Annotated in this window: 23 protein-coding genes; 7 read left to right on the plus strand and 16 right to left on the minus strand. The window is 39.5% G+C overall.

Annotation, left to right across the window (positions count from 1 at the left end; genetic code table 11):
• Positions 1 to 17: 17 nt before the first annotated feature.
• Both G3341_RS10920 and G3341_RS10925 read right to left on the minus strand, forming a co-directional pair.
• Positions 18 to 1,106, minus strand: a complete 1,089-nt coding sequence (locus G3341_RS10920) for a lytic murein transglycosylase (protein ID WP_154623124.1) — start codon at positions 1,104 to 1,106, stop codon at positions 18 to 20.
• A gap of 46 nt (positions 1,107 to 1,152) precedes the next feature.
• The gene (locus tag G3341_RS10925) at positions 1,153 to 1,425 is read right to left on the minus strand and encodes a YcgL domain-containing protein (protein ID WP_154623156.1); all 273 of its coding nucleotides are present in this window, start codon (positions 1,423 to 1,425) and stop codon (positions 1,153 to 1,155) included.
• A 129-nt stretch (positions 1,426 to 1,554) separates the two neighbouring features.
• On the opposite strand from G3341_RS10925, the gene minC reads away from it, so the two are divergent.
• The 3 genes from minC to minE are packed head-to-tail and all read left to right on the plus strand — an operon-like array spanning position 1,555 to position 3,395.
• The gene (gene minC / locus G3341_RS10930) at positions 1,555 to 2,274 is read left to right on the plus strand and encodes a septum site-determining protein MinC (protein WP_163861855.1); all 720 of its coding nucleotides are present in this window, start codon (positions 1,555 to 1,557) and stop codon (positions 2,272 to 2,274) included.
• Between the two features lie 23 nt (positions 2,275 to 2,297).
• Positions 2,298 to 3,113, plus strand: a complete 816-nt coding sequence (gene minD, locus G3341_RS10935) for a septum site-determining protein MinD (protein WP_154623128.1) — start codon at positions 2,298 to 2,300, stop codon at positions 3,111 to 3,113.
• Positions 3,114 to 3,116: 3 nt separating this feature from the next.
• A complete protein-coding gene (gene minE / locus G3341_RS10940; protein WP_154623129.1) occupies positions 3,117 to 3,395 on the plus strand; it encodes a cell division topological specificity factor MinE in 279 nt (92 codons plus the stop codon).
• 610 nt (positions 3,396 to 4,005) lie between these two features.
• On the opposite strand, the gene rnd is transcribed toward minE, so the two are convergent.
• The 5 genes from rnd to G3341_RS10965 all read right to left on the minus strand — a co-directional run bounded on the left by rnd (position 4,006) and on the right by G3341_RS10965 (position 10,877).
• Positions 4,006 to 5,130, minus strand: a complete 1,125-nt coding sequence (rnd, locus tag G3341_RS10945) for a ribonuclease D (protein WP_154623131.1) — start codon at positions 5,128 to 5,130, stop codon at positions 4,006 to 4,008.
• An 86-nt stretch (positions 5,131 to 5,216) separates the two neighbouring features.
• On the minus strand, positions 5,217 to 6,905 hold the full coding sequence (gene fadD, locus G3341_RS10950) for a long-chain-fatty-acid--CoA ligase FadD (RefSeq protein ID WP_154623133.1): 1,689 nt from the start codon (positions 6,903 to 6,905) through the stop codon (positions 5,217 to 5,219).
• 351 nt (positions 6,906 to 7,256) lie between these two features.
• A complete protein-coding gene (locus G3341_RS10955; protein WP_154623135.1) occupies positions 7,257 to 7,859 on the minus strand; it encodes a Slp family lipoprotein in 603 nt (200 codons plus the stop codon).
• A gap of 274 nt (positions 7,860 to 8,133) precedes the next feature.
• Entirely contained in the window at positions 8,134 to 8,829 is a 696-nt protein-coding gene (tsaB, locus tag G3341_RS10960) for a tRNA (adenosine(37)-N6)-threonylcarbamoyltransferase complex dimerization subunit type 1 TsaB (protein WP_163861858.1), read from the minus strand.
• 122 nt (positions 8,830 to 8,951) lie between these two features.
• Positions 8,952 to 10,877: an ATP-dependent DNA helicase gene (locus G3341_RS10965; RefSeq protein WP_163863593.1), complete on the minus strand. Its 1,926-nt coding sequence runs from the start codon at positions 10,875 to 10,877 to the stop codon at positions 8,952 to 8,954.
• 159 nt (positions 10,878 to 11,036) lie between these two features.
• Between G3341_RS10965 and G3341_RS10970 the strand changes: the two genes are divergently transcribed.
• Positions 11,037 to 11,384, plus strand: coding sequence for a RidA family protein (locus G3341_RS10970; protein WP_154623141.1), 348 nt, complete (start codon positions 11,037 to 11,039; stop codon positions 11,382 to 11,384).
• A 72-nt stretch (positions 11,385 to 11,456) separates the two neighbouring features.
• On the opposite strand, the gene mdtI is transcribed toward G3341_RS10970, so the two are convergent.
• Complete coding sequence (mdtI, locus tag G3341_RS10975) at positions 11,457 to 11,789, minus strand: multidrug/spermidine efflux SMR transporter subunit MdtI (RefSeq protein ID WP_154623142.1); 333 nt, start codon at positions 11,787 to 11,789, stop codon at positions 11,457 to 11,459.
• 2 nt (positions 11,790 to 11,791) lie between these two features.
• Complete coding sequence (mdtJ, locus tag G3341_RS10980; protein WP_154623143.1) at positions 11,792 to 12,199, minus strand: multidrug/spermidine efflux SMR transporter subunit MdtJ; 408 nt, start codon at positions 12,197 to 12,199, stop codon at positions 11,792 to 11,794.
• Between the two features lie 639 nt (positions 12,200 to 12,838).
• Between mdtJ and pdxK the strand changes: the two genes are divergently transcribed.
• Entirely contained in the window at positions 12,839 to 13,687 is an 849-nt protein-coding gene (pdxK, locus tag G3341_RS10985; RefSeq protein ID WP_163861861.1) for a pyridoxine/pyridoxal/pyridoxamine kinase, read from the plus strand.
• 109 nt (positions 13,688 to 13,796) lie between these two features.
• Here pdxK and zwf read toward each other — a convergent pair whose 3' ends face one another.
• A complete protein-coding gene (gene zwf / locus G3341_RS10990) occupies positions 13,797 to 15,272 on the minus strand; it encodes a glucose-6-phosphate dehydrogenase (RefSeq protein ID WP_163861864.1) in 1,476 nt (491 codons plus the stop codon).
• A gap of 406 nt (positions 15,273 to 15,678) precedes the next feature.
• On the opposite strand from zwf, the gene G3341_RS10995 reads away from it, so the two are divergent.
• Both G3341_RS10995 and pyk read left to right on the plus strand, forming a co-directional pair.
• Complete coding sequence (locus G3341_RS10995; RefSeq protein WP_154623147.1) at positions 15,679 to 16,524, plus strand: MurR/RpiR family transcriptional regulator; 846 nt, start codon at positions 15,679 to 15,681, stop codon at positions 16,522 to 16,524.
• Between the two features lie 413 nt (positions 16,525 to 16,937).
• Positions 16,938 to 18,380, plus strand: a complete 1,443-nt coding sequence (gene pyk / locus G3341_RS11000) for a pyruvate kinase (protein ID WP_154623149.1) — start codon at positions 16,938 to 16,940, stop codon at positions 18,378 to 18,380.
• A 179-nt stretch (positions 18,381 to 18,559) separates the two neighbouring features.
• On the opposite strand, the gene G3341_RS11005 is transcribed toward pyk, so the two are convergent.
• From G3341_RS11005 to G3341_RS11030, 6 genes are all read right to left on the minus strand, one after another.
• A complete protein-coding gene (locus tag G3341_RS11005) occupies positions 18,560 to 18,994 on the minus strand; it encodes a hypothetical protein (RefSeq protein WP_154623150.1) in 435 nt (144 codons plus the stop codon).
• A gap of 118 nt (positions 18,995 to 19,112) precedes the next feature.
• On the minus strand, positions 19,113 to 20,132 hold the full coding sequence (locus G3341_RS11010) for a fimbrial protein (RefSeq protein WP_154623152.1): 1,020 nt from the start codon (positions 20,130 to 20,132) through the stop codon (positions 19,113 to 19,115).
• 8 nt (positions 20,133 to 20,140) lie between these two features.
• Entirely contained in the window at positions 20,141 to 22,630 is a 2,490-nt protein-coding gene (locus G3341_RS11015; protein WP_154623154.1) for a fimbria/pilus outer membrane usher protein, read from the minus strand.
• Between the two features lie 11 nt (positions 22,631 to 22,641).
• Positions 22,642 to 23,304, minus strand: a complete 663-nt coding sequence (locus G3341_RS11020) for a fimbrial biogenesis chaperone (protein ID WP_154635600.1) — start codon at positions 23,302 to 23,304, stop codon at positions 22,642 to 22,644.
• A gap of 179 nt (positions 23,305 to 23,483) precedes the next feature.
• The gene (locus tag G3341_RS11025; RefSeq protein ID WP_154623643.1) at positions 23,484 to 24,014 is read right to left on the minus strand and encodes a fimbrial protein; all 531 of its coding nucleotides are present in this window, start codon (positions 24,012 to 24,014) and stop codon (positions 23,484 to 23,486) included.
• A 167-nt stretch (positions 24,015 to 24,181) separates the two neighbouring features.
• The gene (locus tag G3341_RS11030) at positions 24,182 to 25,066 is read right to left on the minus strand and encodes a LysR family transcriptional regulator (protein WP_154635601.1); all 885 of its coding nucleotides are present in this window, start codon (positions 25,064 to 25,066) and stop codon (positions 24,182 to 24,184) included.
• Between the last annotated feature and the right edge of the window lie 526 nt (positions 25,067 to 25,592).

The following is a 25,592-nucleotide window of genomic DNA, read 5'->3' on the forward strand; positions in this document are numbered from 1 at the left end:
TGTAACTCCTATTATCGTTATTGTATTTTTTGAGCAACGCCGTCAGCCATCAAGCATACACTCAAAGCAAAGTAATATGAGCGATTCCAATGCATAATAGTGCGGAAATTTTCTGTCACTAAGTATGCGCGCCCCTGCGGATCATCAGGGATAACAACCCATGTTTTTACACTGGACGGTAATTGTGCGAATGCTGGTAATTTGACGCCAAGTTGTTGCCACTGAGCAACGGTTTTACCCTGCTCTGCTTTAACCCCTTCGAGCTGTTTATCAAAATCAGCAGGTAATGTAATTTGGTAACCCCACGGTAAAGCGGCTTGCCAGCCTTCTGTCGAAAGATAATTCGCGATGGAGGCAAAAACATCTGCCGTGTTATTCCATATATCCATTTTTCCATCACCATCACCGTCCGCCGCATAAGACAAATACGATGTTGGCATAAATTGGCTTTGCCCCATGGCTCCAGCCCAAGATCCTTTTAATTGCTGATCTTCTGGGATATAGCCTTTGTCCATAATTTCCAATGCAGCTAGCAATTGTTTGCTAAATAAAGCTTCACGACGCCCTTCAAATGAAAGTGTTGCTAATGCTGAAATAACATCTTCTTTACCTTGGGAACGACCGAATCCACTCTCTAGTCCCCACAAAGAAACAATATATTGAGGCGGAACACCATAACGTTTGCTAACCGCATTTAAGATTGCTTCGTTTTCCCAATATTTTTGAGCACCTGCGTTAATGCGCGAGGCGGGTAACACATTCTTTAAATAGCTTTCTAAAGTCACGGTGGCTCTTTTTTCAGGTTGCCCTTTATCGGCCTTAACCACACGCTCAATAAAATGGATATTAGCGAATCCCCGTTCAACCGTGCTCGGTTTAATTCCTTGCGCTATCGCGTGCTGTTTTAATAACTCAACATAAGCCGGAAATTGTGATGGCTCACGATTTTCAATTGGAAATGCTTTATCTAGCGCTTCAACTTCTTGCGCAATTGCAACATTTTGTTGAGTAGTCAATTGTTTCGGTGCAGCTGAAACCGGTGGCTTCGCTGAACAACTCACTAAAAATAAGCCGCTAATTAAAGTAAATAGTAAAGTTGGTTTCATTTCATCACTCCCACCGGTCAATTATCATTTCAGGATTATCCTAATTTTATTCGCTACAAGACTCACGATATTCAGCGAGTAAATTTTCAACTGGTGGTGGAAATTGAAGATAATATCCGACTTCAATTAAATCTGCTTTGACCTTTTCAATATCAGCATTTGCCAATTTATCGCGGTTTGTAAGGGATAATGTCATCGCAAACTGTGGAACGCCGAATTGTTTCATCAGTTCTTCGGGGACTCGAGAAAAATCATCTTTCTTCTCAATATAAAGATATGTTTGATCACGGTTAGGACTACGATATATTGCACAAATCATTATATTTAACTCTTTTTCTTGGTTCATTGGCTTGCTTGAGGAATGCAGTAACTATAACATGCTATTGTTTTACAGAATATCGTCTCCCGAAGTTTGTTTCGGATATTTTAATTTGCTGAGCCCGGATAGATGTCACAGTCGCCAATAGAACTCAAAGGCAGTAGCTTTACTCTTTCAGTGCTTCACTTACGTAGTGAAGAAACTAAACTCATCAAAAAAGCGCTTCAAGATAAGGTAAGCCAAGCACCTGACTTCCTTAAAAACGCGCCTGTGGTTATTAATATTGCCGATTTAACAGCGAATGCGGATTTATACAGTATCCATAAGGCTGTTATATCAGTTGGTTTAAGGGTTGTCGGAATAAGTGGATGCACCGACCCTTTATTACGGAAGAAAGTCAGTGATGCAGGTTTAGCGGTACTGAGTGAAGGCAAAAGCCAAAAAGCCGTTGACATTCAGCCTGAATCAACGCCGTCTAACGTTGAAATTGCTTCGCCAGCGGACCCTGAGTTTAGTTATCGAAAAACTCGAATTATTAATAGCCCAGTTCGTTCAGGTCAACGAATTTATGCCCCAAATAGTGATCTTATTGTCACAAGTAATATCAGCGCAGGTGCAGAATTACTTGCAGATGGTAATATTCATATATATGGCATAATGAGAGGTCGAGCTCTTGCGGGCGCCTCTGGTGATACTGAAAGCCAAATTTTTTGTACACACCTGCAAGCCGAATTGGTGTCTATTGCGGGTGAATATTGGCTGAGTGATCAGATCCCTTCTGAATTTCTCGGCAAAGCAGCGAAACTTTGTCTCGTTGATAACAGATTAAATATTGAAAACTTAATTTAGACCTTATTTACAAGGAATTATTCATGGCACGCATAATTGTTGTTACATCTGGTAAAGGTGGCGTAGGTAAAACCACTTCAAGCGCGGCCATAGCTACAGGCCTAGCACAAAGAGGGAAAAAAACAGTTGTGATCGATTTTGATATCGGTCTGCGTAACCTCGACCTTATCATGGGATGTGAACGCCGAGTAGTGTATGACTTCGTTAACGTCATTCAAGGTGATGCCACGTTAAATCAGGCACTCATTAAAGATAAACGTACAGAGAATCTCTATATTCTACCTGCATCACAAACTCGTGATAAAGATGCCCTTACTCGAGAAGGCGTTGAAAAGATACTCGACGAATTAGGTAATGAATTAGCATTCGACTTTATTGTCTGTGATTCACCAGCAGGTATCGAAAGTGGTGCATTGATGGCACTTTACTTTGCAGATGAAGCGATTATCACTACCAACCCAGAAGTCTCTTCAGTACGCGATTCTGACCGCATCCTAGGTATTCTTGCCTCTAAATCACGCCGCGCCGAAAAAGGTTTAGACCCTATCAAAGAGCACTTATTATTAACCCGTTATAATCCAGGAAGAGTGACTCGTGGCGATATGTTGAGTATGGAAGATGTCTTAGAAATACTCTGCATTCCATTAATTGGTGTGATCCCTGAAGATCAATCCGTATTACGTTCATCAAACCAAGGTGAACCTGTGATTTTAGACACGGAATCTGATGCTGGTCAGGCATACAGCGACTGTGTTGATCGTATTTTAGGTGAAGAACGCCCTATCCGATTCATTGAAGAAGAGAAAAAAGGTTTCTTGAAACGCCTATTTGGGGGGTAAATAATGGCTTTATTGGATTTCTTTCTGTCGCGGAAAAAACCGACAGCAAATATCGCAAAAGAGCGATTGCAAATCATCGTAGCAGAACGTCGCCGCGGTGATAGTGAACCTCCTTATCTTGCTGATATGAAAAGAGATATTTTACAGGTTATTTGTAAGTATGTTCAAGTTGACCCTGAGATGCTTTCTGTACAATTCGAACAAAAAGACGACGATATCTCAGTACTTGAATTGAACGTGACATTACCTGAAGGTGATGAGCTAAAAACAACTGAGAAATAATCATAGCAAATAGCCGTTGTTTTTAAGTGATAAATAGCGGCTCGCTTTATCAGTTTTTCAGTCAATTGAATTGGCTTAATCATTAGTAAGCTAAATAGCCATAATATTTTTTATGGCTTGGGTTTTCTATCGCTAAAATAATGTTTGCGATTCTTTTAGATAAGCTCTCTGCTTGCAATATAACCAAATGTTAAACACCACATCTTCTAGATTACCCTATTAGCATAACGCACTATCTATTCACGCTAATTTTAATCCTCTTCACCAAAATAAAGACTCATCGGCAATAAAACTTATATACAAGATCGACAAAATAACGGGTCAGTTATCTTTTAAGGAATAGAGGCGATTAACAATAACTTTAAAATGATAAACTTCATTCCACATCTTGCCTGCTATTTTGGCTAAATATTGTTCTTTGATTATTTTTCAAAATACAGAAACAACCTTTCACAAAGAGTGAATAAAATGCTTTTAATATGCCTAAGGATTATATGGGCAGTTTTACCCAAGGTCTCATTAACGCTATGTTGTTCTTTGTTGAGAGAGCCTTAAATCCAGCGAGCTCGATTTAAGGCTACAATTTGGTCGAATAACGCGGGGATACAAACTAGTGTGTTTGATTAAGCAGTTTTGTAATGGGTTCCGCTAGCAAGCGACCTCGCCAGCCATCTAATAATTCAGGCTGCTTAGACAAGGATTTAATCCCCCAATGTACCGATAACAACTGATTAATTTGTCGACGAGATGCCAGTAATTCAGCATTAAATTTTTCATGTTCAGCGATTTCTTTTACTACCGCCTTAATTTCTTTAAATAAACTTTTATACTGGGATTGTTCGTTCAAGTTTGCAACCATTGGCGGATAGTCGCTTTCATTCATTTGTTTGGCTTTTTCCACAATACTGAGCAATCGTCTTCCGTGACATCGGATTTCTTGCCCCGTGAGTCCCAAAGCATCAAGTTCACCTAACGAACTAGGCAAGTAACGAGCCACCTTCCATAAATGTTCTTCTTTAACAACAAAATTAATGGCCATATCACGTGCTTTGGCCTGATTTAAACGCCATTCAGCCAGCATTTGCAAACAAGCAAGCTGTTCATCTTTAAGCTGACACACATTCGTGATGTTTCGATAGGCTAGCGCCGGATCCGTGATTTTCTGTCTCCGCTCAACGGTTCTTTGACACTCTTCTAAGGCATCAGCAAGATAGCCCGCTTCTTCCACTTTTTGCATGAGAATTTTCGCTAATGGCAACAGATATAAAACATCTGCTGTCGCATATAGGCATTGTTTTTCACTGAGTGGACGCGCTAACCAATCGGTTCGAGATTCACTTTTATCCAGCGTTACCCCTAGATATTCTGCAACTAAAGAGGCAAAGCCACACGAAATTGGGTAACCTAAAAATGCGGCGATCACTTGGGTATCAACCATCGGCTCAGGGACACATTGAAAGTCATGCAAAAATACTTCAAGGTCTTCACTACCTGCATGCAAAAATTTAGTGACAGTCTGATTAGTCAGCAACGCTTTAAACGGTGAAAAGTCGCTGATTGATAAAGGGTCGATCAATGAAACTTGTTTTCCATCATAAAGCTGTAGCAAACCTAATTGTGGATAATAAGTTCGAGTACGGACAAATTCGGTATCCAATGCAAGCCAATCAGCTTCACTTGCCTGCTGACATACTTGTGCAAGCTCACTGTCCGTTGTTACTAAACGATAATTCAAAACAAATTTCTCTTTTTATATACTCATCACAGTAACGCCGGTAAAAACCGGCGTTACTCATAGGGATGCAAACCGATAAGCTAACATTATGCTGTTGAGCTTTCTTTTTGCTGTTTTTCTTCATCACGTAATTCTCTACGCAATATTTTTCCAACATTTGACTTTGGCAACTCTGTTCTAAATTCAAACAGCTTGGGGACTTTATACGCGGTGAGTGAACGGCGACAAAATGTTTTTAAGTCATCAGATGTTAATTTCGGATTACTGCTAACCACAAATACTTTAACGGCTTCCCCTGTGCTGGTACTTGGTACGCCAATTGCCGCACATTCAACCACATCAGGGTGAGATGAAATCACATCTTCAACTTCATTTGGATAAACATTAAAGCCAGAGACAATAATCATGTCTTTTTTACGATCAACGATACGTATATAGCCTTCACTATCAATTTCAGCGATATCGCCCGTCGCTAACCAGCCATCACGCAAAATTTCAGCGGTTGAGTCAGGTCGGTTCCAATAGCCCTTCATGACCTGAGGGCCTTTGACCCACATTTCACCCGGCTCTCCCGCAGCAACCTCATTGCCGTCGTCATCAACCAGTTTAATCTCTGTTGATGGAACAGGTAACCCGATACTACCACTATAAGCGGTCAGATTATACGGATTTCCGGTCACAAGTGGTGAACATTCTGTTAAGCCATAACCTTCTAATAAGTGCTTACCGGTGAGTTTTTGCCATTTCTCGGCAACGGCTTTCTGGACAGGCATTCCGCCACCGACCGACAACCTTAACTTGGAAAAATCAAGTTTCTGGAATTCGGCATTATGCAACCACGCATTAAATAAGGTATTGACCCCGGTAATTGAAGTGATGGGATAACGAGCTAACTCTTTGACGGTACCAGGTACATCGCGAGGGTTGGTTATTAATAGGTTTACCCCACCAACATTGATAAAAAGGAGGCAGTTCACCATAAGAGCAAAAACATGATAAAGCGGCAGTGCTGTCACCACAAACTCTGAGCCAATTTTTAAGACTGGGCCATAAGCGGCTCTCGCTTGCTCAATATTCGCTAACATGTTGCGGTGTGTCAACATTGCACCTTTCGCAACCCCTGTTGTGCCTCCTGTGTATTGCAAAAATGCTAGGTCATCGCCCGTAATATTCGGTTTAATGTACTGCATACGATAGCCATAATGCATCGCACGCCTAAACGAAATGGCATCCGGTAGATGATATTTCGGAACGAGCTTTTTGACATACTTCACCACAAAATCAACTAACGTCGCTTTAGGGCGAGAAAGCTGATCCCCCATGCGGGTCAAAATCACATGCTTAACTTTGGTATTAAAAACAATTTTCTCAAGAGTATGCGCAAAGTTTGACACAATCACAATAGCGCTTGCACCACTGTCGTTTAACTGATGCTCTAACTCTCTTGGTGTATAAAGTGGGTTAACATTAATAACAACCATGCCCGCACGTAAGATACCAAATAGCGCTATTGGGTATTGCAATAGATTGGGCATCATTAATGCCACACGGTCGCCTTTTTTAAGCCCTAAGCCATTCTGTAGGTATGCCGCAAAAGCACGGCTTCTCTCTTCCAACTTGCGGTAAGTCATCACTGCGCCCATATTAATAAACGCAGGTTGATCCGCATATTGCGAAACCGAATTTTCAAGTAACTCCGCTAAAGAAGCAAAGCGATCAGGATCGATCTCTTCCGGAACATCGCTTGGGTAATTTTTCAGCCAGATTTTTTCCAAAGTATGACTCCTGAATTTTAGTATAGTAATATGACTCAACACCCTTTTAACAAATTATTAACTCAGCGTACCAGTTTGAAAAATACCCTGTGCCAAGGTTGAGAGCTCTATCACTAAATAAATTTCATTCCTTCGAAACAAAAATAGGCGGGACAGTCCGCCTATTTCATTTTAGTGTGTTTTACCAGAACGATATCCGGTATAGATATCGTAATAATACACTCTTCTGAACAATTTTTGGAGAAATTAACACATTACCCGTGCATACGCCTAAAAATAAGTCAGTCGAACTCACAAATCAAATAAAGAGGAGGCTAAATTGCCTCCTCTTGCAAATTGTCCAATTTAATCTTATTCCGTTAAATACGTTTGTACTGGCGCGACCCCGCCAGGGTAGCCGTAACCATATCCATAACCCCAAGGGTGATTATAGTAATAAGGATTACCATAATAGCCATAACCCCATGGGCCAGCCGGAGGTAAAATAACACTTTGTGTTAAATTCCAACGTTGATATCCCGTTGCATCTAAAGTGACATATTTATACGGTATATCACCTATCTTGCCTGGCTGTTCTCCTGTAATTTTACCGACAACCGTTATATAACGACCATTGTAGTCAGCTGGATCAAGGAAGCCATTCACGAAAGCATAAATACGACCTACAGAAGGAACACCTAATTCAGGAGCTGCATCATATTTATTTAACGGAATAACAGCGATTTCTAAACGTGTTTTATTAGGTTGATTAAATACAGAGATGACTTTTCCGCCAAAACGGCCTTCTTGCCCAATATACATTTCAGGCGCATTTTGTACTGATGATAAGTTAACCGCTGGATTTGGTGACGAACCTTGAATTGAGGAAGGAATCGACACACAACCTGTTAGCGCTAATACGCCGACAAATAAGACAACGTTAAGTGTAGTGCGACAGTTAATTTTTATTCCCATATACCACCTCCATTTAAGTGAATTATAAATTCAGACGGCAAGGATTAATATGAATATCATCGTATATCACACGATATGTTCAATGGGCTGAGTGAGAAATGTACTATCAAGTCAATTATAGACGTATTGCAGAACCTTTAGTCAATTTCTATTTGTTTATTTTAATCATTTAATTAAAAAATCATTCCAATTTAGATTATTTAAATTGAAATGATTCATAATTTTAATACGCTAAATAACCCTAAAATAAATACAACAACTGAAAATTAACGCATTAACGACCAGGCAGTTTTTTCCACGTCACTTCATTGCGTAAGTAAGTGGGTTCCACGTTTTCCACTGACTCCACCTTACCTGCTCGCCATAAACGCTCAGCGATAGGCAACATATCTTGTGCTGTTGGCAATTCAACAGTGCTATCATTCAAGACAATATCGTTATCTTGTAATTGTAGATAGGCTTGCCAACCTGTCCCTGCGTGGCTCCATTCCCCAGTAAGTTGGCTAATTTTATCACGGAAAAGATCTGGACTCATGACCGCTTCACTGTCCTCGCCAAGCCATATTCCCTCTGCATTACGTTGATATTGAGCACAATACACTTCTGTCATTCGAGCATCGATTGCGACCAATACCCGAGCATGACCTCCAACGCGATATGCTCCTTCAGCCAATGTCATTAGCGATGAAATGCCGATCATTGGCAAATTAGCGCCTAACGCCAGCCCCTGAGCTATCCCCACACCAATTCGAACGCCCGTAAAACTGCCCGGTCCCCGCCCGAATGCTAATGCATCCAATTGACTTAACGAAAGCCCCGCTTGTGATAAAACGTCTTCCACCATGGGCAACACTTTCTGAGTGTGCTCTCGTGGTGAAACTGCAAAGCGAGAAATAATTTCTCCATCGCATAATAATGCGACTGAACATGCTTCTGTTGCTGTATCAACAGCAAGAATACGGCTCGACATGCCACAACTCCGGCAAATGATTAGATTTGATGCCACTGCCTGTCAACAGTGACCTGAAAATGCGATTTATAGTAGCATAAACTCAAGAGGAAAGAGTACAAAAAAGCCCTTATGGCCTTGGTTTACTTACTATTATTAATATCAGTTCTTTTTTTCTCAAGAAACTCAATCGCTTTAGTTAAACTACGAGTTCTTGGCGATGGCGGTAAACTGTTCAAGAAAACCTCACCATATGGGCGCGTTACTAAACGATTATCACAAATCACAATCACACCATAATCGCTAGTGTCACGGATCAAGCGCCCAACCCCTTGTTTCAACGTAATCACGGCATCAGGGATTTGTACATCAGCAAAAGGATCCCCTCCTCTTAGCTGACAATCCTCAATACGCGCTCGTAATAGGGGGTCATCTGGCGCAGTAAAAGGCAATTTATCGATAATAACGCAGGTTAAATCATCTCCACGAACATCGACGCCTTCCCAGAAGCTACTCGTCGCGACCAATACGGCATTACCTGCCTCAATAAACTGTGTCAGTAATTTATTTTTACTCGTTTCCCCCTGCATAAAAACAGGCAGAGTCAAGGTCACTTTAAACTCTTCGGCTAATTCACGCATCATCAAATGTGATGTACATAAGAAAAAACAACGCCCTTGGTTTTTGATGATCAGGGGTCTTAACATGGTAGCCAGTTTTTGTGCGATGCCTTTTTGATTCGTTTCTGGCAGAAAACGCGGTACACAAAGTAACGTTTGGCTTTGATAATCAAAAGGACTTGCTAATAATAATGTTTTGGCTGAATCAATTCCTAATCTATCTGTAAAATAGTTAAGTTGCTCATTGACTGATAATGTCGCGGAGGTAAATACCCAGCTTGCTGGGGCGCTAGATATCATTTCACTAAATTTATCTGCTACCGTCAGAGGGGTTAATGCTAATAAAAAGTGGCGACCATAACTTTCAAACCAGTAGCTGTAACCTGGAATAGTGACTTCTTTCAACCTATTGAGTCTATTGCGATACAGTGTTACTCGTTCAAAAATAGAATCTAATGTTTGTGAGCGCCCTAGTGACGTTTTAATGACTTCATAACAGAGCTCAAGGGAATCTTCGAGTAGTGTTAACGCTCGCTGTACCGTGGGCGTTTTTAATAATTCACGTAAATTCCCTCGAAAGCTGTTTTCCCCCAAATTTAAACGAAAATCTAAGGTACTTTGAGTTAGCCTGTCTGCACTCTTTTGTAGCTGAACCAGATCCTTAAGCTCTGTTCGGTAACTCATTACCATATCACGAGCAAGATCCAACAATTGGCGACTGCTTAATTGTTGACCAAAGTATTGGCTAGCGATATCTGGGATTTGATGCGCTTCATCAAAAATCATCACATCGGCTTGCGGCATCAGCTCACCAAACCCCGTATCTTTCACCACGCGGTCAGCCATAAATAAGTGATGGTTTACCACTATAATATCGGCATCTAATGCCTTACGACGCGCTTTTAAAACAAAGCACTCTTGATAACGAGGGCAATCACTGCCTAAACAGTTGTCATTAGTACTGGTGACTAGCGGCCAAACGGCATGATCTTCCGCAATATCATGGCACGTACTCACATCCCCTGATTCGGATTCAATTGACCAACTACGCAACCGTACAACAGCAGAGAGAATTTCAGGTTCAAGGCTGCCACCACCTAATGATTGCTGATCTAAACGCTCTAAGCACAGATAATTAGAACGACCTTTGAGCAATGCTGTACGACCGGTATATTGCATCGCATCAATAATCGTCGGTAGGTCACGATGATAAAGTTGATCTTGTAATGCCTTCGAGCCTGTTGAAACAATCACTTTTTTACCTGATCGTAATGCAGGAACTAAATACGCAAACGTTTTACCTGTACCTGTCCCCGCCTCAGCCACTAGCACTTGCTGTTTTGCAATGGCTTCAGAGACAGCATTAGACATAGTCACCTGCGCTGCACGTGGTTGAAACCCAGGGATTGTTTTCGCTAAAAAGCCATCAGAAGAGAAATCGTCGTACACCGCAAACCTATTAATCATTCAATTTGAAGGGGATTACTTTACCATGTCTTGCCCTCACCTGCTGAGCTAAATGGTGTATTCATGCCAGAAGGGATTTTCATTAATAGAACTAACTGTTATTCTTAAAAAAACTCATAGATAAAGCACTAAGGAACCCTAATGACGATTGAAAGGATAGATCCAGATAAGCGTTGGTCTGAAGCGGTTATTCACAATAATGTTGTTTACTACACCAGCGTTCCTGAAAATTTAGATGCTGATATTATTGCGCAAACCACAGATACACTCTCCGCTATTGATATTCTTCTACAACGTGTTGGTTCTGATAAGAGTAAGATCTTAGATGCCACTATTTTCTTAGCTGATAAAGCTGATTTCGCTGGCATGAACCAAGCATGGGATGCATGGGTTGTTGAAGGTAGCGCGCCTGTTCGTTGTACAGTTCAAGCGGCACTAATGAAACCCGAGTATAAAGTGGAAATTAAAATCGTTGCGGCGATTGATTGATTAGCCAATAGGGTGGATTAATCCATATAAAATATTAAAAGCGCCGCATACACACGGTATCGGCGCTTGTTTTTATGACATTTTAATGAGCACCATTCCTAGTAGCAGTACCGCAATGCCGCCCCAACCCTTGTAGTTGAGTCTTTGGTTGAAAAGTATCCATCCCGCGGCAATTGTCGCGATAATCCCAAACGCCCCCCACAGTGCATAAGCGATTGACAGCTCGATTCCTTTTACTGCTTGAGCAAGGGAACTAAATGCCCCTAATACCGCTAATAATGAGAGAATACCTAACCAGTAACGTTTAAATCCATTCGACATTTTTAACAAGATATTCGCTAAAATCTCAAGTACGACTGCTAATACCAAAAAGGCACCGTGCCACCATTCAAATTGCATATCCATAATTAGGCCTCCGTTTTCGTCATCGATTGTGTCAAGCTGCTTGATTTAACAGCGGTGTGTGCTTTTTGAGATGACTTAGTGGCGACAGCCTTTTTAGTACCAAATTTTATCAATCCAATACCGACGATTAGCAAGATTAACCCACCGATTTTCATTGGTGAGAGTGATTCACCAAACCACAGTACGCTAAAGGTGGTGATGAATAAAATACCGATGCCTTCCCATAAGGCATACGCGACCCCTAACGCCACTTTTTTAATCGCAATAGCCAATAAAATATAGGAAAGTGCGATCATGACATACATGACGACCATTCCGGTATAGCCACCACTGACACTGGCGTGTTTCATGGATAAAGTACCGGTCACTTCGGCGATAATAGATAATACTAAAAATATCCAATATATCATTATATAATCTCTCTACAGACAACCGCATGCCTGCTTTTTTTTCATACAGAAAAAACGCACTTTTCGTCAGCGAAAAATTTCATGCGAGTATAAAAAAATAATAAATATCAAGAAAATGCTGGTTTTATTCAGCAAAGTGAATATTTTAGAGAGACGCTATAAAGCACCGCACCAGTGATGCTCACTGGAAAGGATAGCTGAAAGGAAAAGTCTGTGGGTTGTTCTTCTTTGTGACTTACTGATTTTAATGCTATTCACGCTAAGCATGATATCTCATTCATTTCATCGGATGGACATCCACCCAAGTTACTCCGAACCCTCATATAATTGTTAAGACATGCTATTTTTAGCATGCCAAAAATATTAAGTCAATGAATATAAACAGCTTTTTATAATGAATTTTTATTGCATAATTATGCATCTATAACCGCAAGAACCTCAGTATTGTTCATAAGATAGCGAATAAACAACCAAAAAACCCTCACTAAATAACCCTATTTTTTATTGATAAAAATACATTTTTTACTGTTTTCTTTTATTAGACAACACATCAACTGTTTATCATTGACTTCAACAACAAACAGGCTTCTTATATGAGTCATATTCGTAAAATATGTATTTCGTCCGAAAGAGAGATAAATGGCTACCTTCAACCTCACCTCTAATAGTTTTCAAAACGACACAAATGCGACACCACTCCCCTATGATGTCATCTCTATCCAATCTCAGGTTGTTTATGGCTGTGTCGGTAATAGCATTGCCGTCCCTGCATTAATGAAACAAGGCTTGCGCGTTGCCGCTGTACCAACGGTTATTTTAAGCAATACTCCACATTACGCGACTTGCCATGGTGGTGAGTTACCTTCAGAGTGGTTTCGCGGTTACTTAAGTGGCTTAGTGGAACGTGGCTGTATGGCGGGTGTACGTGCCATTTTAACGGGTTACTTAGGCTCTAAAAACAAAGCACATGATTTAGCACAGTGGCTAACTGCTATACGTAAAACGCCCCCTTCTATCCCCGTGATCGTCGATCCCGTTATGGGCGATGAAGACAGCGGCTTCTACATACCACCTGAAATCGCTGACGTTTATCGAAATGACGTTATTCCACTTGCGACAGGGATCATTCCAAATAAATTTGAGTTAGCAACGCTCAGTGGCCAAGAGATACAAACTTTAGATGATGCAACTAAAGCTGCCCGTAGTTTATTAAAGGGGCATACTCAATGGGTCATTATTACCAGCGCATTTCAACCCGATGAAGAGAATATCGACGTCGTTTGTGTCACGAAGCAAGATGTGTCAGTTATCCGCCATAAACGTTACCCAGTCACCCCCAAAGGCACAGGTGATTTATTTGGTGCGGAGCTAACAGCTCAATTATTAGCGGGGTTATCCGTGCCCGATGCCGCGAAAATGGCCTGTTTACGCATTGAGCAAGGAATTATTCATATGGCGGCAACCGGTCGCAGTGAATTGGTGCTTTAATGGCGACCTACAAGAATGTGATAAATCGCCGTTGATATCACGTCAATCAATAAGGCCAGTTGGCTTATCTCTGCAACAACTGGCCTTATAAAAATAATATTAGACGTTATTATTCAAATTCATTCCATGAACGCCCATCACGGGTGATCATAGCGACAGAAGCAATAGGCCCCCAAGTCCCCGCTTGATATGGTTTAGGTGCTTCGTTATCCATTGCCCATGCGTCCATAATGGAATCAACAAATTTCCATGCTTCTTCCACTTCATCGCGACGAACAAATAATGCCTGAATACCGCGCATTGCTTCGAGCAATAAACGCTCATAAGCATCCGCTAAGTGAGTTTGATTGAATGTTTCTGAGAAACTCAAATCCAACTTCGTTGTTTGCAAGCGATGTTTATGATCGAGCCCAGGTGCCTTATTCATGATCTCAATATCAATACCTTCATCAGGCTGTAGGCGGATAGTGAGTTTGTTTTGTGGAAGCTCCTGATAACTTTCTGAAAAAATATTCAGCGCAGGTTTTTTAAAGTAAACCACAACTTCTGAACATTTTGCAGGCAGACGCTTGCCTGTCCGTAAGTAGAAAGGCACGCCAGCCCAACGCCAATCATCAATATCGACACGCAATGCCACAAAGGTTTCGGTCATACTTTGCTTATTAGCGCCTTCTTCCTCAAGATAACCAGGCACCTTATTACCTTGAACAAAACCAGCGGTATATTGGCCGCGAACTGCTTTTTCTCTAACATTCGTATGGTCAATGCGACGTAGTGAACGTAAGACTTTAACCTTCTCATCACGAATGCGATCGGTCGTCAAATCTGCGGGAGGAGACATGGCAATCATCGTTAAAATTTGTAATAGGTGATTTTGCACCATATCACGCATTTGCCCTGCCTGATCAAAGTAGCCCCAACGACCTTCGATACCGACTTCTTCCGCAACCGTAATTTGTACATGATCGATGGTTCGGTTATCCCAGTTATTGATAAACAGCGAGTTAGCAAAACGAAGCGCCAACAAGTTAAGCACCGTTTCTTTTCCGAGATAGTGGTCAATACGATAGACTTGGCTTTCATCAAAATACTTAGCGACTTCATTATTAATTTCTTGTGAAGAAGCTAAATCCGTGCCTAAAGGTTTTTCCATGACAACACGGTTAGGTTGCTTATTTAATCCTGCATGTCCCAGCCCTTGGCAAACTGCACCAAACGTACTTGGCGGCATGGCAAAATAGTGGATCGCGGGATGACGATCCTGCTTAAGCATTTGTGCCAAACTATCGAAATTTTCAGTTTGATTAACATCTAGATTGCAGAAATCTAAACGTGCGCTAAGTTTTTCCCACAGTACCGGATCAAGGTCTTCTTTCAAAAATTCGCTGAATGCTTTTTCAACAAATTCAATATAATCGCTCTGGCTCCACTGCGCACGGCCAACACCGATAATACGCGTGTCTGGGTGAATGTAGCCTGCTTTCTCCAACTGATACAAAGATGGAAGCAATTTACGACGAGCGAGGTCTCCTTTGGTGCCGAAAATAATCAAGTCACAGGCTTGAGCAGCATTATTTACCGCCATATTGGTTCTCCTCAATTTGCGGAATTTATTGTAATTTTGTTACAAAATTAGCCAGATGTTCCGCTAATGTACCCTTTTGAAGGTACTCAGTAAATATTGATGATACTGATCACAGTTTTTATGCTGAAAAAAACAACAAACGTGGCTCGTGTCATCATAACTGAATGGTGACAGCATTTGTAATAAAATAACAAAACCGTCAGTGAACTGACTGAGATGAAAATTAGATACAGCTCATAGTTTCGTAAAAAATTACGCCACAAACTTGGAACATTCGGATAGGTTAACCATAACCCATAGTATATTCCTGTTATAAACACTGCCTTCAAAAACGATATTAATAAAATACAGAGTATCTTTATGGCAGAAAAATTTCTCCTTTTGATGAAATAGGCACTTTCGTTATATGAATATTTTAGAACAAATGAAGAGCAGCCTCGATTTTTTAAGTAAATCAGAAAAGAAAGTTGCCGAAGTTATTTTAGGTATGCCACAGCGAGCTATCCATCTTAGCATTGCAACCCTTGCTCAACTGGCTGATGTGAGTGAGCCCACCGTTAACCGCTTTTGCCGCAAGATGGATACCAAAGGATTTCCTGACTTCAAACTGCGCCTAGCTCAAAACCTTGCCAATGGCACCCCTTATGTCAATCGTAATGTTGAAGAAAACGACACAGTAAATACCTACACCCATAAGATTTTTGAGTCTGCGATGGCAGGGTTAGATAATGTCAAACATACCTTAGATATTACAGCGATTAACCGAGCTGTTGACCTTCTCACCCAAGCTCGCAAGATTAGCTTTTTTGGCTTTGGTGCTTCTGCTGCTGTCGCTCATGATGCGATGAATAAATTTTTCCGCTTTAATATTCCCGTCATCTATTTCGATGATATTGTTATGCAGCGGATGAGTTGTATAAATAGTAGTGAGGGAGACGTTATCGTTTTGATTTCACATACTGGCAGAACAAAAGCGTTAGTCGATATGGCACGTTTAGCCCGAGATAACGATGCGACTGTCATCGCAATTACTTCCGATAACTCCCCACTTTCTCACGTTGCCACCCTTTCAATCATCATCGACGTACCTGAAGATACTGATATGTACATGCCTATGGTATCTAGATTAGCGCAACTAACCGTTATTGATGTGCTAACAACAGGTTTTACCTTAAGAAGAGGTGAAAAATTTAGAGATAACTTGAAACGGGTCAAAGAAGCATTACGCGATTCGCGGTTTGATAGCGTGTAGCGATAACTGCTTTTTGATTATTGATGCTAAATAACTCAAGCTATAGCAAAGTGACAAATCAATACGCCATTAGGTACGGTAATAATACGAGAAGCCACACAGATGGAGGTGACCAAGGGGGTGGCAACGTGGAATATAACGAGTATCGCTTTAATAGTTTTGCAGACCTGATAGCATTAACTAATTAGCAGTATATAATAGCTGTGCTCGTGTCAGCACAATAACTTGTCGCAAAAAGGTCTCGAAAATACGCAAAATGGTTCAAGTTATGTGCAAGCAGAAACGAGAAGTGATCCTGAATGGATAGGTTTCTGTCATGGGCAAGATAGCATTTTTGATATAAAGCATACAATTGAAGTATGAAGTCATTTCATTCAATAAATTAACACCATTACAGGTCAACGGAGTAATACATGACTAGACGGCTTAGAAGAACGAAAATTGTTACTACCCTAGGTCCAGCTACCGATCGTGATAATAATCTCGAAAAGATTATTAACGCCGGCGCCAACGTTGTACGCCTTAACTTCTCTCACGGAACTCCAGAAGACCATATTCTCCGCGCCAATAAAGTGCGCGAAATCGCTGCTCGTTTAGGTCGACATGTTGCCATTCTTGGTGATTTACAAGGTCCTAAAATTCGTGTGTCTACATTTAAAGACGGCAAAGTATTCTTAAATGTTGGTGATAAATTCATCCTTGATGCCACGCTTGGTAAAGGTGAAGGCGACCAACAAAAAGTCGGGATTGACTACAAAGGCTTACCCGCTGACGTCGTTCCTGGTGATATTCTGTTACTGGATGATGGACGTGTCCAACTCAAGGTTCGTGAAGTTCAAGGTTTACAAGTTTTTACTGAAGTGACAGTTGGTGGTCAACTTTCTAATAATAAAGGCATCAATAAACTAGGTGGAGGGTTATCTGCTGAAGCCCTCACCGATAAAGACAAAGAAGATATCATCACTGCTGCAAAAATAGGTGTTGATTACCTTGCGGTTTCTTTCCCACGCTCAGGCGAAGATTTAAATTATGCGCGCCGCTTAGCCCGTGATGCCGGCTGTGAATGTCAAATAGTTGCCAAAGTAGAACGTGCTGAAGCTGTTGCCACTGACGAAGTCATGGATGAGGTTATCCTTGCCTCTGATGTTGTCATGGTGGCTCGTGGTGACTTAGGTGTTGAAATTGGTGATCCTGAGTTAGTGGCCGTACAGAAGAAACTGATTCGTCGTTCACGTCAACTCAACCGTGTAGTGATCACCGCGACACAAATGATGGAGTCAATGATCACTAACCCAATGCCAACACGTGCAGAAGTCATGGACGTTGCCAACGCTGTTCTTGATGGAACAGATGCCGTTATGCTATCAGCAGAAACGGCGGCAGGGCAATATCCAGCCGAAACTGTCGCCGCCATGGCACAAGTGTGTTTAGGGGCAGAAAAAATGCCTGGCCTCAATGTTTCTAAGCACCGTTTAGATGCGGAATTTAGTTCACCAGAAGAAGCGATTGCGATGTCAACGATGTATGCTGCAAACCACCTTAAAGGGGTAAAAGCAATCATCGCTATGACTGAATCGGGTCGTACTGCCCGTATGATGTCTCGCATTAGTTCCGGCTTGCCTATTTTTGCGATGTCTCGCCATGAAAAAACACTTAATCAGTCTTCACTATACCGTGGTGTCACGCCGGTTTTCTGTAGCACACACACCGATGGGATCGCCGCAGCAAATGAAGCCGTCACTCGTCTACGTGACAACGGTTATTTAATGTCTGGTGACCTGGTTTTAGTGACTCAAGGCGACTTGATGGGCACTATTGGTAGTACAAACACTTGCCGTATTTTAGAAGTGGAATAAATCCAAACGGTTATTTTCCTAAACAAAAAGGGAGCGTTAACGCTCCCTTTTTAGTGGACAATGCAAATAGAGTAAAACATCCGTTCTAGTTGTGTTATTCAGTGAACAGGAATAAATTCATTTTGGATATCTATTTCCATACCCAGAGTGATTGAATTAGTCAGCTCGTTATCACTTAATTAGAATGAAGACTGACGATCTTTCCAATTATTAAAAGCCGCTGCAATCACAGTTGCTATTTTATCGTAATTTTCCCATGTATTCTCAACATGGTATACCGTTGGCAATCCTTTCGCTAAAATGCGTTCATAATCGTCGAAATAGCCGCCCTCTTCAGCCTGATAATAAAACTCGGTGAATGCTAAACCTTCTTCATTGACATCTTCATCAATAAATTTTTCATCGCACATTGAGATTAAAAATGTGCGACCATCCATTTTACGGGCGCAAACTGCCGCGATTTCATCAACGGATTCTTCTTGATGAAATTCACCCACTAATCCATTTTGAATAAGCCATGCCAGATAAAAACCAATATGTGTTCCCGCATTTTCATGCGACAAATTTTCGGGATAATCCCCACCATAGTGCCAATCCATTCTATCAAATGCCATTGCAGACCTCAGCTTCATCACAATAAAAATAACAAGAAGCCCAACCCCCTATCAATGTTGGGCTTCTCATGAGTTATAGCGAATTATGGCGAATTAATCTGTCCGATTTTTCTGGGAGTTAATGATATTGCAAATTAAATTGGAGCGTACCATTTGCTTGACCTGCTTGCGTATTATTTGATGTCTGAATATAGGCAGCTTGCAATGGGATACTATAAAGGCCTGTTGCTGAATTTCGCTCTTCTATTGTCATCATTTGATTAATTTTAATTGGCTGGTCTTTGTACTTAACTTGTATACCATACCCTTTAGCTGTGTTGATATCACTAGGGTTATTTAAAGCAATTGTTCCGGGTGCTAAACTATTATCAACAGCTGTACCTGTAAACGTGATCTTAATCGGTGATACTGGGTCGCAACTAAGATTTATTTTAAAATCTTTAACGCTATTTGGACTCACGCTCCCTACGCCTGAAAAACTTCCTTTATCCACGCTATTAAATGGTACAACAATATTATTGTTAATCACTTCACAGCCTGTTGATATGATATCAACGGGCCCTAAACTCACTTTCGGTTCCGTATTCCCATAACTGTCCCTAGTTTTAAATCCATTATTATAAATAATTAACATCGCAGCTTGGGTCGCGGGTAGCACTTGAGTCTTCACATTATTGCGCATCTTATAAAAAACTATTTTTAAAGATACGATATATTCACCAGAACTTGAGTTCACTTGGCATATCATTCTGTTATCCACATTACCGTCAATCGTATTTAAACCATCAACATAAGCATGCCCTGTACATGGACTGATGACATTACCATATAATGCATAACCAACACCGGAGTTATTGAGTTCTCTCACATAGGCACCATTATATTTTGGTGAATTCCCCGGTAAGGATGGAAAATAGAGACCTACCTGAACAGGGTCTGTCACACCACTCCAACTCCAAGCGGTATAGGTACCCAATTCAATCGAAGCAAGTTCTGTACCTACAGGTGCTGTCCTTGAGACATAAATAGGCGTGTTAACTGTATAGGGTAAATTTTTAAATAATGCTCTAAACTCTGCCGCAGCTGATTGTGTAAATAGAAGCATCGATGTACAACCAAGTAATAATAATTTGTTCATGTCCGCTCCTATTGGCAGTCTCTTGCCAGAAACTGAATTTTATCGTTATTGAGATCAATCGTAAGTGGAAATTGGCATTGTTGCTCTATATGGCTTCCCCATTGAACGCGAATTAAGCTTTGTTCAGGAACACCGCTTAAATACACTTCACCATCATTTGCCACAATACCTGTCGTTATTTCATCTTTATCGACAAACACGGTAACCTGTGCACCAAAAGGTATAAGTTGCTGATGGTGAGTTAATTTGAGCATGACACGAGCCCCCCGTTTTCCTTTAAAATCAGCTAATACAATAGCACCTCGAGTTGGCACAACTGTCGTTGTACTTAACCCCACGTCGTTATTTCCAGTTAATGTAGAGGGGTCAACGCTGATTTTATTTCTTTCATAACGGGTCGCACTGGGAACAACCGCATAACCCCATGAGTCGGTATAAAGTGCCTGCGCATTGTTTACTTGCAAATTATTAATATTTTTTGCTTTCACTAAAATCGCTGAATCATAAATATTGCGAGCCGCCGTCACCCCACCTGAATGCAACAGTAATGCACCTGATGCCCCAAGGTTCGCATTTTGATAACGGGGATCATAACTATAACCAGCACTATATTCCCCTGATGAAACAACATAATTACCACTGACCGAGCCACTATTTTCATGACGGCTATGGTTATAATTTTGTGTTACATCAAACTGTAAATTATTATCCGCTAAACGCGTACCGCTGACACTCACCGAGCTGATAGAGTCGCCGTTTCGACTCGTATTATAGCGATAATTAACCCAGTTATTTTTCTGTCCAATAGTAAACGGAATACTAAAGTTAACTGATAACATTTCATTGTTGTTATTCGTGTATTCTTGCTTAGTATATGAATAAGAGATACCGTAATTAATCTGTTTGTAATTTGAGTTAAAACCTATTGTTAAGTTTTTATCAACTCCGCTTCGATCCCAATAATATTGCTGATAGCCATTGAGTGATAAATAGCCCATATCTTTCAGTGATTGGGATATTGATGCTTGGAACTGCTGTTTTTTTCTGCCACTCGCATAAAGATCATTATTTGATGATGAAAAGTCATAATATTCTTTTGTCGAATAACGATATGATGCAAGAGAAAATGACGTTCCCGTACCAGGTAAATATTTTGAGTATTGCACTCGATATGATTGGCCTTGAGCCTCTTTTTTATCAATTAATTCTGTTTTTGACTGTGTTATATCCGCAGAAATAGCACCGATATTACCTAAGTTTATCCCCGTTCCTGCTGTATATGCCTGATAATCTTTCGATAAAATAAATCCACCATAAATCGACAAATTATAAGGTAAACCATATATCGCCGATGCCTGAGCAAAATTAGGCTTACGATAAGCATTATCAGCATTATATTTACCAATATCGACACTGTATTTTAATGCGCCCGCACGTTGCATCATAGGGACAGCAGAAAAAGGCTGAATAAATGAACGAATAGTTCCATTTGCCTCTTCAATTTGAACCTCTAAATCCCCGCTATACGATGTAGGATAGAGGTCATTTATTTCAAATTCCCCTGGTGGCACTGTCGTTTGATAAATCACACTGCCATTCTGGCGTATCGTCACGACAGCATTCGTTTGAGCAATACCTTGAACAACAGGCGCAAAGCCACGTTGACTCTGTGGTAACATACTTTCGTCTGAAGCTAATTTTATTCCACGATACGGATTACTCTCCATAACCCCATTATCAGAGGCGGTTTCTCCAATTGTTAAATGGCTTTTCAGTGAACGAATATCTCTTTCTATATATGTTTGTAAATTATTCCAGTGACTTTCATTAGAAGTACGGCTGTAATTACTGTGGTTACGTAACCGCCATGCCCCCACGTTTATTCCACTGCGTAAGCCAACAAAAGTGTTATTTGTATCATCACGGTCTTTATACCAATTTTGGTTATGGCGAATATTATAATTAACAAAAGCAGCATTAATACCATCATCCCATTCATTAGGATCAACATAACCACGGCTATAGTTATCTAAGCCTATTTGAGGAATACTGATTTTAAGTCTACTATTTCCAAAGTCATACGAATAAGAGGCTCCTGGTATTGTCGCAGAAATATCCGTAACTTTATCTTCATCATTGATATTGCTAAATGCTTGACTTGCTGTTTTTTTAACCCCCCAACTTAATAACATTTTTTTGGATATGAGAGGGGATAGTTTTTTATTATGCTCATCAAAGATAAAACGTAAATGTTGTTCATCAACAAATTTATCATTAACATAAATGTCTACATGATAGTTTCCAGGTACTTGCCCTCCTGAGTAGGATAAGTAATCTAAACTATTTACGTCCGCAATTTGACTTTCTATGCCTGTATTTATTGCATTTATATCAAAAACATCTTTTGTATTAGCATTGTTAGAATATAAGATTATACTGACCGCAATAAATATTTTTGAGTGGTATAGATTCTTACTGTTATAACTTAAGGCAGACATTTTTCATACTCTTAATTAGATGTTTTTTCAATAATCGCGCCATAGTCATTAATAAATTTAACAACCACTTTCTGATTATTATTTATTGTTTTTTTGATCACATATTCTTTTGAATTAGGGTAGATAAGATCAGCACCTTGAATATTTTCGCCATCAACCAATATATCTCTTACTGACAAGTGGTATGGTGTCTGGTTATTGATGACAACGCCATCTGATTTCTTTTCTATAATAACTTTACTAAAGTCAAATGGCTCAATATCTTGCGACCTTAAAAACAGCTTAAATTGTGAATTAATAACTATTTGCAATTGATTTTCAATTTTCGAATCTTTAGGTGGAATTGACTTTATATTTAATAAATATAATTTTTCCTGATTTGAGCCAATCGGCTCACCAACATAAGAAATACGTGCCGCCCCATTACTATCAGGCTCAAGACGAAATAATGGTGGTGTCGCAACAAAAGGTGTTTTACCTTCTCCTTCAAATGGGCTTACCCAGCTTTGAATAAGAAATGGTTTTTCTTTATCACTATTATAAATAGGGATATCAATTTCACGTTTATTTTCTTGGTAAACAAAACGCGTTCCACCGACACTGACCCCCGCAGCTGAAGCTAAGTGTGAAATAGAAAATAAAAGAAAAACTGCTGAAAAAATCATTTTCTTCATAATAAGGCCATTTTTTGTATTTAGAATGAGAGGGTAACTTTGTTACCCTCTATACCTATTATTCAAATTAGCATATGACTGACATGCTCATTCCCTCCAAACAACGTTATTATTTATGTTGCTTAGAATAGTTTTGGCTTATCGATTAAATGTAATTAGAATTTTAGAGTATATATTTGTTATTGGTATTGAATACTATAAATCGCTGTACCATTTGCTGAACCTGCTGTCGCAGTACCCGTTGCTTTATAACGAGCAACATAGTCTAGTTCTACAGAATCCCCTGCCGCATTGGTAAATTCAACCAGTTTTGAATCATCAAATAATTTAATTTGCGTTGTGGCATCTTTTTCAAATAAAGCAATACCTACCTGTGTTGCTTGGCCTGTAGTTTGTGCAATCTGCAAAATATCGCGATCGTTATTATCGCGTGTACCACCGAATCTTACCGTCACTTTTGCATTCGCAGGGCAATCAATCAACTTAATTGTGAAATCTTTTAAACCCGCTACTTGCCCTGCTGTTGCTAAGCTTTTTGATGATACCTTACCAAGATCAACCGTTAAATTTTGTGAGCTGCTATCCACAGCACAGGCTAAATCTGTAATTTCCCCTGTAAACTCAATAGTTCCTGAAGCAAACACAGCCGGAGAAGTTGTTACAGCTAAAGCCACCCCTAAAGTTACTAAGGATTTTTTTAGAATACTCATATCGATTCCTATAATTAGATGTTCTGATATTAATGCCACCGTATTAATAATATATTTACTACATACAAGTGTGCGATGGAAATATAACACCAGACGTTTATTTAGTTAACATCCTATTACATTGAATTTTTTGTTATTATATCAAAACAATAAATGTATTATTTTGATTAATCCTTTAATGACTGGTAAAAATTTGAGCTATTATATTTAAACTGATTAATAAACTCTTCTAACACATATTGAGCTAACGAGTTTTTATTAACATACAAATAAAAACTATAATAAATATTATCCGTTGTTATTTTGAGCTGTTTTAATGCGTTTTTATTCAGTTGATTTTGTATTAAATTTTTCGGTAGCCAAGCATAGCCTATACCACTTTTAACCAGTCCAATGACTGTTTCTAATGATGCCGCTTTGATTGTTTGAGCGCTTTTAACAGCATCTTCTATTGAAGACTCCAGAACAATTTTTACGTGTTTAGATAGGTTTTCCAATAATTGAGCATCCTCCACATGTTGTAACATATGTTCAGGTTCAGTAACTAATACAGCCTCTACTTTCTCTAAAAAAATAGGGTTTAAAATTTCAACATAATGATGGGTAATTAAAATATCATAATCCTTTAAGGAGAATATATCCGATTTTGCTATGGCTTGCTTAGCAATATCAATATCATAGTCTCTGTGTGTTTGAATAAATCCCCCCATTTTATTTAAAATATTATCTGTTTGGTAAAGAGTATCAATCACCAAATTTATTTTTGAATTATTGTTTTTATTCAGCGATTTAGCCTTATTTTCTAATGAGATCGCTTTATTTGTCAGTTCTCGAGATAATGCTAATAATATTTCCCCTTTTGGCGTTAAAACTGCCCGCCTTTTTTCTAATGAAAATATTTCAATATCTAATGTTTGTTCAAGTTTGCTGATTGTATAGCTAATCGCTGATTGGGTTCGATGTAATACTTCTGCTGCTTGTGCAAACCCGCCACAATCTACGACAGCTTGCAAGGTAATCCATTGGTCCAATGTAGTTCGAGTTTTTTCCATAGCATCTCCAAATCAATTTTTGGACTCAATTTTTATTATTTAATAAAAATATATCAACATATTTAACACTCGTTAATAGGTATAAGCACTTACAGTATATTTTACCATCATTAGTTAAATAATATTTAAGTCAAGAAACATCATGAAACTGAATGAGTTCTTTTATAAATTAACTATCTTGCTTATTTTAAGATGAAAAATAAGACATCTGATTTAGATAATGGCGTTGATGCTATAAAATAAGTTTATTAAATAGATTTCAATATAATATTAAAGTAAAGTCTCTTAATACGGTTTATAAAATAAATTAGTCATATTAGGATGATTACTATTGAATATTCATAAAAATTAAAAGCGAGTTTTCAACTCCAAGCTTTCAATTGCTACAAACAAAATGGATTAATATATAATTATTTATAAAAAACCAAAAACAAAATTCAACTTAAGGCACTACAATAAGCCAGATATATACACCTTGATAATTAAAAATATTTCATTATATCAAAGTGACAAATTATTTTTAATT

This window comes from Providencia vermicola, from assembly GCF_010748935.1.
Classification (GTDB): domain Bacteria; phylum Pseudomonadota; class Gammaproteobacteria; order Enterobacterales; family Enterobacteriaceae; genus Providencia; species Providencia zhejiangensis.